Genomic DNA, 10,214 nt, shown 5'->3' on the forward strand with positions numbered 1-10,214 from the left:
GGAAAACTGGTGAATTTGAATTTATAACAGTTTCTTCTATTTCAGGAAATTTATTCCTCAAATCTGATACTGGGCGGATGTTGATCATAAAAAGCCTCCTTTATCGTTATTATAGCATAATTATATCATTATTGTATCATTATTCAATAAGAGCTTTATTTTTGAGATTAATTAGCAGGATTCAATTAAGAATTTCATCTTGAAAAATAGATAGTAATGTAAAACGAAGTCTAAGCATGATATAAAAGTATTTATGTTAATTTTCTTCTTTTAGTCTACTAGACTCTTATTTTAAGAGATAGTAATATATTATAAATAAAACTATAATACATAAAAAACCGAGGCTCAAAACCTCGGATTTTTGCTATTTGGTGGAGAATAGGGGAATGGACTCTTAGGGTTTATGATGGTTGGAGTTTCAATGTTTTTGATTTTATTGTTACGGTCTTTGTTACGTTAGGACTGTAAAAAGCTTACAAAATCTTCTGGAGTTTCCTTTTCTTCTTCGGCCATGATGTGGGAGTAGATTTCTAGGGTTATGGTTGGGTCGGCGTGGCCTAGTCTTTCTTGGATGTACTTTATGGATTTGCCCATGCTTAAAAGTATGGTTGCGTGGGTGTGTCTAAAGCCGTGTAATGTGATTTTTGGTAAATTGTTTTTTTCTACTATTTTATTTAATACTTTTAGGGGGTAGGATCTTGTTACCATTTTACCGCTTCTTTCGAAGATGTATTTTTTGTTTGTTTCTTTTAGCTTGATTAAGGTTTCTACTGTTTCTTTGTCTAGCGTTATGATTCTTATATTGCCTGTTTTGGTTGTGGATATTATCTGCTTGCCGTTTTTGTCTCTTGAGATGGATTTGCTTATGGTTAGAGTGTTGGTTTTAGGGTTTAGGTCTGACCACTCTAGGGCTAAGGCTTCTCCAAATCTCATTCCTGTGTGAGATAGGAGTCTAAAGAAAGCATAGGCTTGAGGGGTTTCGGTTTCTTTAGTGATTTCTAAAAAGTTTTTTAATTCTTCTGGTGTATAGTAGTTTTTTTTATTTATTTTTTGCATGTCTTGTTTCTCCTTTGGTACTTTGATTTTATCGAATGGGTTTGTTTCTATGGCTTTTAGGTCTTTGGCGTAGCTTAGGACGGCTTTTGTGTATATTGCTATGTTGTTTATGTTTTTATATCTCTTGGAGGCGTCGATTATAAAGGTTTGGGCTTGGAGCTGGGTAAATTCTTTTAGGAGGATGTCGCCGATGTAGGGGGTGATTTGGTTTTTGAAGAGGGATTTGATTTTGTAGACGGTTTGATCTTTGACGGTTAGTTGCCAGGCTTCTAGCCATAGTAGGTAGGCGTCGTTGAAGGTTTTGATTTGGATTTCTGGTTTGGTTGGGGTTTGGGTTCTTAGTTTTAGGTAGGCGTTTTCTGCTTGTTTAGTGGATTTGAAGCCTTGGCGGTTTGTTCTGATTTCTTTGCCTGTTAAAGGGTCTATGCCTAGGTAGGCGTTAAATTTGTAGTAGGTTTTGCCGTCTTTTTTGTAGGTTTTGATTTTCATAGCTCCTCCTTTCTCTTTTTCAAGTCGTTAAGTGTCTATCTTAGGGGGTTTTTATAGCCCCAAAGTTTTCACTAGGGGCTTACTTTATTTTAAAATACTATCTAACAAATTCAGCTAATAAATTTCCTTTACTTTTTTCAAAAATAGAAAGTCCAAGAGTGGGATCCTTTAATTGATACATGAGATAAAAATCAGTTTCTCCACCTTTATTGACAGATACGCCTAAATCTTCTTTGTATTCTTCGTTGCTATATGTAGCCATGTAGCAATCATAATTAACATCCTTACCCGTCTGAATTGCTTTAGTTGCTAAGCTAAATTCTTGGTATGGTTTTATTGGTTGGTCTACTGATTTATTTGTAAATTTCATAGGAACAACTAAGTTTAAGGAGTCTTTATTTATTTCGGATTCTACTAGGAAGGCATCTCCAGTTTGAATATATGATAAATTTTCATTTTCCATTATGATATATTTTTCAGATTGTGTTTGTCCGGGTTCATCTTGAATTTGTTGAGGCTCCACATCTTTTTTTGATATAGGTTCTTCTTCAGTATTCTTATCTTCCGTCTTAACTTCTTTTACTACCTCAGGTTGTTCTGTAGGAGCTTCAGCAACTGTCTCTTCCTTAGTGCTTGCCTTGTCTTCGTTGTCACTACAAGCTGTTAGCACTAGTACAAGTGCCATTAATGTTATTAATTTTTTCATAATTCCTCCTTGTTTTATATATTAAGCCATGCAGCCAAATACTTCATCGACTGCCTCTGCTGGCAAAATAGCTTTAAGATAATTTATTAATTTATCTCCATAGTCCTTTTGCTGATCTGTGATGTAAGGTTTTACCCATTTGTTTTCAAAGTAACTTTGGGCCTCTGGGCCGTTATCTTTACATAATTTTTGCAGTTCTTTAAAACTTACTAACGCTAAGATTAGTTGTGATTTATTTTTTGTGTCGGCTTTCAAGATATTATCTTCGTATATTTTAATAATCTCTTTCATACTTTCCTCCTTATCTCCTTAACGATTCCTAGGATCCTTACAGGGTCATCTCCTGGGCCGTAGGTTGTAGGAGCGTAGTTTGTGTTAAATGGTTTTAAGGTTATTGTTCCATTATCATTTTTTAGAACAGTTTTCAATGTGGCTTCGTAGCCGTTGACATAAACTGCAGCGTCTGTGCCGCTTTCACAATCTGGGGTTTTTTCAATAATAACTGTGTCGCCGTCCAAGTATTTTGGGTACATAGAATCTCCATCTACTTTAAGGCCTAAATAGGTCTTGTTTTTGTCGTATTCCTTGAAGGATAGGTCTTCGGTGTCGGAGATATCTTCGATTGCTTCTATTGGTATTCCTGCTGGTATGCTGCCGTAAACATTGATTGTTATGTAGTCCTGGCCTTCGGTTAGCCTATTTTCACTTTTCCCATTGAGGTAGTCGATACTTACATTAAAAATTTCAGCTATTTTATATAAAGTGGCTATATCAGGTTCCCTCTGATCGTTTTCATAAAAAGATATTGCTTTAGGTGTCAGATGTAGCTTTTTTGCCAGGTCAGATTGTGTGTAATTTTTTTCTATCCTTAAAGACCTTAATTGTTTTCCAATCATTTCTAGCTCCTTTCAATATAAATAAGTACTATGAGTACTATCTTATTAAATATAATACCCCTTTTCCCTTGACATTGTACAAAAAGTACTGTACAATGTGTACATAAGGTAATATAAAAAAACAATACAAAGGGGTGATAACTATAAATGAATTAAAAAAGTTTAGGGAAAGTGCTAATTTAAGCCAAGACCAACTAGCCCAGGCGGTTGGAGTAACTCAAAGATATATTGGTTTTTTAGAGGCTGGAGACAGAACTCCATCTTTAAAAGTGGCTAAAAAAATAGCAGATGTACTTGATTCTACAGTTGACGATATTTTTTTAACTAAAAAATGTACAAAATGTTCATAAGAAAGGAGGAAATATGAAAATAGGAGTAGCTGAGAGAGAATTTCTTAATAAAAAAGAAATGGCTGCTTGGCTTAGTATGAGTGAGAATACTCTTGATAACTTAGTCAAGGAGGGGCTGCCTATATACAGGTGGTCAAGGAAAGTTTATTTTTTAAAAGATGACGTAAAGGAATTTTTTAAGAAAAATTACAAGTATGTAAACGAGGAGTAGGAGGAATGGACAAGGAATTTTTCAAAAATAATATAAAGGATCTGACGGTTGAAGAGTTAAACAAAATTAAAAATTGGCTTTTAGAACATCCTAATCACGCCGATCAAGAAGAGTGTTTAGAAGTAGTGAATGAATTATTAGGAGAAAATTATGCAAGTATTTAAAATACCAAGAAAAGAAAGAATCGAACTAATGAGCAAGAGAAAAAAAGACCTTGATTTTATGGATAAGATTAAGCGTAGAGAATTAGAGGGGGCTATAAAATTCAGATTGACTGAAAAGGCATTGATTACAATTGCTAGCTTGATGTGGCTAGGATTAGGGATTGGTGGCTTTACTCCACTTTGTGAAGTATTGTGCATACCTTTTGCCATTCTAACACTTTTTGGCGGGCTTTGGCTTGTATAAAAGCAAAAAGGCCCAGCCGAAGCTAAGCCAATTTAATAAAAAACTATAGAACTATTATACCAAATTACGAAGAAAAAGGAAGAGAGATAGGAGATTATAAATGACTAAAATGGATTATAGAGATGATATCAGGGAGTGGCAAGAGTTATTAAAGTTTTCAATGCATGAAGCGATAGAGGCTATATGGATGGAGTGCGAAGAAGATTTGATAGAGCGTTACAAAAAGGTATTGGCTACCCCAGATGATGAAAAACGTCCATCATCATTCACTATGATGCAAATGACTGGATTAATAGGAGCTGTCTTAGCTATAAAATATGAGAAAGATGAAAATGAGTTAATGAGGATATTGAAAGATAGCGACGCTATATTTGTAAAGGAGATAAAAAACAACTAAGACAAAACAATCACTGCAAAAACAAAAAAAGGAAAGATATGAAGGCTAAGGATCAGGTTGAATTTTTTGATGACATTAAAGATATGGAAATTGAAAGTTTAGAAAAGGTCAGAGAGATACTGCTGACTAAGAAGATGACTGACAATAATATAAGCAAATTAAACCTAATAGATATTGCAATAGAAGAAAACTATAGACGAAAGGAGTGTGTGGAAAAGTTATGAAAATTAAATTTATACAAGAAAAAGAATTTGAAGTTGATATCGACTTGGAAGACATTTACAAGAAGTTTGATGGAGATGTGCAGAAAGCGATTGAAAGTGGCAATTATGAGCCAGTTTATGTTGGAAATAAAGATTTGGTAGTTTTTGATAGTGATCTAACACACAAAGATGTGCTTTTCAGAGATTCCCTTATAGAAGAAAAGCGTAGACAAAAGGAGTATCAAAGCAAATTATGAAAATACAATTAAAGAAATTAATTCTAAAAGATTTTAAAGGAATTAAAAACTTAGAGATAGACTTCACAGAAAAGACAAATATATCAGGGGACAATGCCACAGGAAAAACAACGGTTTTTGACGCTTACTCTTGGTTACTATGGGGCAAGGATAGCTTAAATAGAAAAGACTATGAGATAAAGCCTTATGACGTAAATAACGAGGTTGTTCACAATCTAGAATCAAGCGTAGTTGGAATCTTTGATATAGATGGTAAGGAAATTAAATTTGAAAGAATATATAAGGAGGTTTGGAGCAAGAAACGAGGATCTAACGCAGAAACCTTTACAGGAAATACTACAGATTTTTATATAAATGACGTGCCAAAAAAGAAAAAAGAATATGAAGACGAGATAGGAAAAATCGTTACTGAAGATGAATTTAATCTTTTATCTAATCCTTTATATTTTAATACAATCTTAGACAAAAAAGAGCGTAGAAACATACTTTTAAGTCTTGTAAAAGATGTAAATATTGACGATGTAAAAGAGGCTAACAAAGAGTTAGAAAATCTTGACTTATCGAACTACACAATTCAAGAAATCCAGGCTATGGCCAAGGCTTCTTGTAAAAAAATCAATGACAAATTAAAGGAGATACCAGCAAGGATTGACGAGCTAGAAAAAACCAAAACTACAGAAGCTTTTGCTGAGCTTGAAAAAGAAAAAGAGAGTCTTAAAAAAGAGATTGAAGACCTAGACAAAAAGCTTGCGGGATCAAGAAATATTAGTGAAGACCTAGACAAGAAATATAAGCAAATTGCCGATGTAAAAAATCAAATTATAAAAATAAATACCGACTTCGATGATGGCAAAAAAGAAAAATTAAAAGACCTGGAAGAAGAACACGCAGACCTAAGAAGAAAAATCACTATGGCGGAGTTTGAACTAAACAATGCTAGAAAAGAAATTGAAGTCTTAGATGAAGATATAAAGAGACGTGAAGAAAGAATTGCTGAATGTGATAACGAACTAGAGAAGATGCGAACTATATGGGACGAAATACAGATAAGAAAGCCAGATAAAAGTTTAACCTGTCCTACTTGCGGTAGAGCATACGATGGTGAAATGAGAGCGGATTTTCTAAAACACTTCAACCTAGAAAAAAGTAAAGACCTAGAAAAATTAAGTGAAGATGGCAAGAAAATTAACGAAGTTAAAACTACTTATCAAGTTAGCATAGCTTCTTACAAAAATCAGAAAGATGAAGAACAAGCAAAGATTGACAAGTTACTAAAAACTCTTGATGAAACCATGCAAGCAAGAGAGAAAATCCAAGACCAGATGGAACAAGTAAAAGCTTTAAGCTTATGTGATAAAAAGGCAAAAGAAATTAATAGCCTAGAGGAAAGTATAAAAACTATTGAAAAAGAAATAGCTAGTATAGGCAAGGAAGACAATACACAAATTTTGGAGCAAAAACAGGCCTACAACGAACGCTTGGAAGAAGTTAATAGCAAACTATCTAATCAGGGTTTAAACGCAGAATTAGACGGAAAAATTAAGAAATACATGGAGGAAGAAAAAGAGCTAGGGAAAGAATTTGAGATCCAGCAAGAAAAACTTTATCTATGTGATGAGTATATAAAAACTTATACACATTTAGTAAGTGACAAAATTAATGCCCTTTTCACTAAGGTAGAATTTAAACTCTTTGATACTCAAATAAACGGCGGAGTCGTAGAGACAGCAGAGGCGACTTATAAGGGAGTGCCTTATGGCTCATTAAACTCTGCGGCACAGATCAACGCAGGTTTGGACGTAATAAATAGCTTATCTAAACACTATGATAAAGAGATTCCAATCTTCGTAGATAACGCTGAGTCGGTAAACGAGTTAGTAAAAACTGAAAGCCAGTTGATAACTTTAACAGTAAATAAATTAAAAAATTTAAAAATAGAAAATTTATAGGAGGAAAAAATGACAGAAATAGCAAAAAGAAAAGAGAACAAAATAACAAAGACAGAGGCAAGCCAGATTATAAATCAGGCTATTGATCAATATACTAGCATGGTCCAACAAAATGTTTTTGATGTGCCAGATAATTATAGCTATAAAAATGCTATTCAGCAGGCTAGGTATCTACTTACCAAGCCTGCGGAGAGTGGGAAAAATGCGGGTAAGACAATAATCGATGTTTGCACCCCTCAGTCAATTCTACAGTCTGTAATGGAGATGGCACAGAAGGGGCTTAATCCTGATAAAAAGCAATGTTATTTTATACCTTACGGGAATACCTGCACATTGTCGGTTTCTTATCAAGGGAATGTAGCTTTGGCAAAGAGGAACGGGCAGGATATAGGCGAAATATACGGATATGCGGTGTATAAGGCTGATAAGTTCGAATTGGAATTTGATATATCTAAGGGGACTTACAAGATTAAGACCTATCAACCAAATGTCAATGATTGGAAAAAAGACGATATAATCGGGGCCTTTGCAGTAATAACTGATAAGGCGGGAGAAGTTAAGTACACAGAATATATGACTATGGAGCAAATAAAAGCGGCTTGGTCTATGGGTGCGGCAAAGGGAAATTCTCCAGCTCATAGAAACTTCCCAGACCAACAGGCTATAAAAACCGTTAAGTCTAGGGCGGTTAAGTCCTTTGTAAATACGGCTGATGATTCTGATATTGTTGGGAATGATGACAAGTTAATAGCTTATACAGACCAGTCCTTTAAAGAGGAACTAGAGGAAAAAGCAAATGTACTTGAATTAGATGTGTCAGACTATGAAGAAGTAAAAGAAGCACCAGCTAATGTAGATACAGAGACAGGGGAAATTATCGAAGAAGAGGCTGCAGAAAATATAGAAAGTCAGTCGGACTTTTTCACTCCTGACTTTCAAGAAGTCGAAGAGGCACCGTTTTAATGGAAATTGAAGTATTAGGGACTGGATCAAGCGGAAATTGTTATAAGGTTAAAGTTGGGACGGCTACACTCTTACTTGAGTGTGGCCTGCCATATAAAAGGATACAGAAAAAGCTTGATTTTAAGGTATCAAAGATCGATGCCTGCTTAATAACCCACGAACACCAAGACCACGCCAAGGCAGTTAAAGAACTAATGAAAGCTGGAATTGATTGTTATATGACTAAGGGGACAGCAGAGGCCCTAGGGATAAGCGGACATAGGCTAAAAACTTTTAGACCGTTTGAAAAGGCAAGATATTATTCAGAGGAAATCGAGGGGTTAATAGTTTTACCTTTCGAAGCAGTCCACGACGTGGCGGAGCCAGTCAGTTATTATATCAGGACTTATAGCAAATATGACAAAGAAGAATCCTTAGTTTTTGTGACGGATACTGCATATATGAAATATAAAATACCTGCCTGTGATGTCCTGATGATTGAGTGTAATTATGTGAAGTCAGTTTTAGATGAGCAGGTGGAGAATGGAAAAATAAATATAAGTCTTAGGAATAGGATTGTTAGAAACCACCTATCTTTAGAAAGCCTTGTTGAGGCTTTAAAGGCGGCCGACTTATCCAGGTGTAAGAAGATATACGTGCTGCATTTATCGGACGGAAATAGTAATGAAGAAGTAATTAAAAGAACTATACAGGAGCTTACAGGAGTAGAGGTGGTGATATGTTAAATGAGCGATAGCAAAAGATATTACTGGTTAAAATTGCCGGAGGATTTTTATGATGATGACACTATTCAATGGATAGAGGATCAGGAGAATGGTTCGGCGTATGTAAATTTTTACTTGAAGCTGCTCCTTAAGAGCTTATCTGATGATGGTAGGCTTATAAGATATGTCGGCCAGAGGCTTATGCCCTATGACGTAAAATCACTGGCTAGGCTTACAAATACGGAGCAGGACACGGTAAGGGTTGCCCTTGAACTCTTTGTCAATATTGGCCTTGTAGAGAGGCTTGAGACAGGGGAGCTTTATATGAGTCAGATCGATGAGATGATAGGGAAGGAAACTGAGGCGGCCAGGAGAAAGCGTAAGCATAGGGCTAGAAAAGAACTAGTAGGAGAAAAAAAAGAACTTCCCAGCGGGACAATGTCCCAGAAAAGTGGGACAATGTCACAAAATAATGGGACAATGTCCCAGCGATGTCCCACAGATAATAGAGATAAGATAATAGATAAAGAGTTAGAGAAAGAGATAAGAGACGATAATGATGTAGAGGATTTGTCAGAAGAAGAAATAAAGACAATAGAATATTTTTATCGTTTTTTAAAAAACAACACCAGTAAAGCAGATAATGGATTAGTTATCAAAGCAATTAAGAAATATGGCTGGAAAAGAATAATATATACCCTTTGGTATTTGAAGTATGAACAAAGAGCAAATGTAACAAGTTTTAAATATGTAGAAAAGGTTCTTGATTGCCAAAAGGATTTAGATCCAGGGACAATAGAATTTATTTCTAATAGAGAAATTAAAGAATTGAGGAAATTATATGAAAATTGATTTTACAAATACAGAAATAGTTACACTTTCGGCAATACTTATAGGATTGTCAGATGATATAGAAGAGATGTTTAGCGGCGATGAAAATGAAATGAATAAAATGGTAAGGGAAAATTTTTCTAGCTTGTCTTATAAAATTATCAAGGAAAGCATGATAATTATGGCAAGAGAACGAGAGCCTATGAATGCTGAAATCTTAGCGGAGGAAGTCGATGAATAAAGTGATACTTATAGGCAGACTTGTCAGAGATCCTGAACTAAAATACACACAATCAAACCAGGCGGTGTGCAATTTTACATTGGCGGTTGATAAAAACCTAAGTAAGGACAAAAGGGAAGAAGCGGAGGCGGCGGGGAGACCTACTGCCGACTTCCCCAGAGTTATAGTTTGGGGCAAGATGGCTGAAAATTCTTCTAGGTACTTATTTAAGGGCAGTCAATGTGCCGTTGATGGAAGAATTCAAACAGGTTCTTACCAGGATAAGGACGGGAAGACAGTTTACACTACTGATGTCATAGCAGAAAGGGTGGAATTTCTCACTAGAGCAAGCCAGGAGAAGAGAAACGATGGTAGGGGTACAAATACCTATCAAAATAATTCTGGAAGCTCTGAAGAGTTTTTTGACGATGATTTCAGGGAGATTGAAGACGACGGAAGAATCCCTTTCTAGATAGGAGTCCTTATGACTGATTTATTAATAGGGTGTAGGTATAGAATTAATTTAAATTATATTGGTAAGGATAAGTACAGGATCTGGGACAATTACGAGGGA

Annotated in this window: 17 protein-coding genes; 13 read left to right on the plus strand and 4 right to left on the minus strand. The window is 35.3% G+C overall.

Annotated features, from left to right (window positions below):
- Window positions 1-456: 456 nt before the first annotated feature.
- The 4 genes from RQ893_RS06295 to RQ893_RS06310 form a co-directional block, all read right to left on the minus strand.
- A complete protein-coding gene (locus tag RQ893_RS06295; protein ID WP_311482200.1) occupies window positions 457-1,545 on the minus strand; it encodes a tyrosine-type recombinase/integrase in 1,089 nt (362 codons plus the stop codon).
- 97 nt (window positions 1,546-1,642) lie between these two features.
- Window positions 1,643-2,251, minus strand: a complete 609-nt coding sequence (locus RQ893_RS06300) for a hypothetical protein (protein ID WP_311482201.1) — start codon at window positions 2,249-2,251, stop codon at window positions 1,643-1,645.
- A 21-nt stretch (window positions 2,252-2,272) separates the two neighbouring features.
- Window positions 2,273-2,542 carry a hypothetical protein gene (locus RQ893_RS06305; RefSeq protein ID WP_311482202.1) on the minus strand — a complete coding sequence of 90 codons (270 nt, stop codon included), beginning with the start codon at window positions 2,540-2,542 and terminating at the stop codon, window positions 2,273-2,275.
- Entirely contained in the window at window positions 2,539-3,147 is a 609-nt protein-coding gene (locus tag RQ893_RS06310) for a S24 family peptidase (protein WP_311482203.1), read from the minus strand. The genes RQ893_RS06305 and RQ893_RS06310 overlap by 4 nt, the downstream gene beginning before the upstream one ends.
- Before the next feature lie 134 nt (window positions 3,148-3,281).
- On the opposite strand from RQ893_RS06310, the gene RQ893_RS06315 reads away from it, so the two are divergent.
- From RQ893_RS06315 to RQ893_RS06375, 13 genes are all read left to right on the plus strand, one after another.
- Window positions 3,282-3,497 carry a helix-turn-helix transcriptional regulator gene (locus tag RQ893_RS06315; RefSeq protein ID WP_311482204.1) on the plus strand — a complete coding sequence of 72 codons (216 nt, stop codon included), beginning with the start codon at window positions 3,282-3,284 and terminating at the stop codon, window positions 3,495-3,497.
- A 13-nt stretch (window positions 3,498-3,510) separates the two neighbouring features.
- Window positions 3,511-3,708 (plus strand): DNA-binding protein, encoded by a 198-nt coding sequence (locus RQ893_RS06320; protein ID WP_311482205.1) that lies wholly within the window; start codon window positions 3,511-3,513, stop codon window positions 3,706-3,708.
- A gap of 5 nt (window positions 3,709-3,713) precedes the next feature.
- The gene (locus RQ893_RS06325) at window positions 3,714-3,872 is read left to right on the plus strand and encodes a hypothetical protein (protein ID WP_311482206.1); all 159 of its coding nucleotides are present in this window, start codon (window positions 3,714-3,716) and stop codon (window positions 3,870-3,872) included.
- On the plus strand, window positions 3,859-4,116 hold the full coding sequence (locus RQ893_RS06330) for a hypothetical protein (RefSeq protein ID WP_311482207.1): 258 nt from the start codon (window positions 3,859-3,861) through the stop codon (window positions 4,114-4,116). Before RQ893_RS06325 ends, RQ893_RS06330 begins: the two co-directional genes overlap by 14 nt.
- A gap of 100 nt (window positions 4,117-4,216) precedes the next feature.
- On the plus strand, window positions 4,217-4,513 hold the full coding sequence (locus RQ893_RS06335; RefSeq protein WP_311482208.1) for a hypothetical protein: 297 nt from the start codon (window positions 4,217-4,219) through the stop codon (window positions 4,511-4,513).
- Window positions 4,514-4,551: 38 nt separating this feature from the next.
- The gene (locus tag RQ893_RS06340; RefSeq protein ID WP_311482209.1) at window positions 4,552-4,737 is read left to right on the plus strand and encodes a hypothetical protein; all 186 of its coding nucleotides are present in this window, start codon (window positions 4,552-4,554) and stop codon (window positions 4,735-4,737) included.
- A complete protein-coding gene (locus RQ893_RS06345) occupies window positions 4,734-4,973 on the plus strand; it encodes a hypothetical protein (protein ID WP_311482210.1) in 240 nt (79 codons plus the stop codon). Before RQ893_RS06340 ends, RQ893_RS06345 begins: the two co-directional genes overlap by 4 nt.
- Complete coding sequence (locus RQ893_RS06350; protein WP_311482211.1) at window positions 4,970-6,922, plus strand: AAA family ATPase; 1,953 nt, start codon at window positions 4,970-4,972, stop codon at window positions 6,920-6,922. The genes RQ893_RS06345 and RQ893_RS06350 overlap by 4 nt, the downstream gene beginning before the upstream one ends.
- 9 nt (window positions 6,923-6,931) lie before the next feature.
- A complete protein-coding gene (locus RQ893_RS06355) occupies window positions 6,932-7,885 on the plus strand; it encodes a RecT family recombinase (protein WP_311482212.1) in 954 nt (317 codons plus the stop codon).
- On the plus strand, window positions 7,885-8,610 hold the full coding sequence (locus RQ893_RS06360; RefSeq protein ID WP_311482213.1) for an MBL fold metallo-hydrolase: 726 nt from the start codon (window positions 7,885-7,887) through the stop codon (window positions 8,608-8,610). Before RQ893_RS06355 ends, RQ893_RS06360 begins: the two co-directional genes overlap by 1 nt.
- Entirely contained in the window at window positions 8,611-9,441 is an 831-nt protein-coding gene (locus tag RQ893_RS06365) for a phage replisome organizer N-terminal domain-containing protein (RefSeq protein ID WP_311482214.1), read from the plus strand.
- Window positions 9,431-9,661 carry a hypothetical protein gene (locus RQ893_RS06370; RefSeq protein ID WP_311482215.1) on the plus strand — a complete coding sequence of 77 codons (231 nt, stop codon included), beginning with the start codon at window positions 9,431-9,433 and terminating at the stop codon, window positions 9,659-9,661. Before RQ893_RS06365 ends, RQ893_RS06370 begins: the two co-directional genes overlap by 11 nt.
- Window positions 9,654-10,112: a single-stranded DNA-binding protein gene (locus RQ893_RS06375; RefSeq protein ID WP_311482216.1), complete on the plus strand. Its 459-nt coding sequence runs from the start codon at window positions 9,654-9,656 to the stop codon at window positions 10,110-10,112. The genes RQ893_RS06370 and RQ893_RS06375 overlap by 8 nt, the downstream gene beginning before the upstream one ends.
- Window positions 10,113-10,214: the final 102 nt, after the last annotated feature.

The sequence above is a fragment of the uncultured Anaerococcus sp. genome, from assembly GCF_963510915.1.
Taxonomy (GTDB): Bacteria; Bacillota; Clostridia; order Tissierellales; family Peptoniphilaceae; genus Anaerococcus.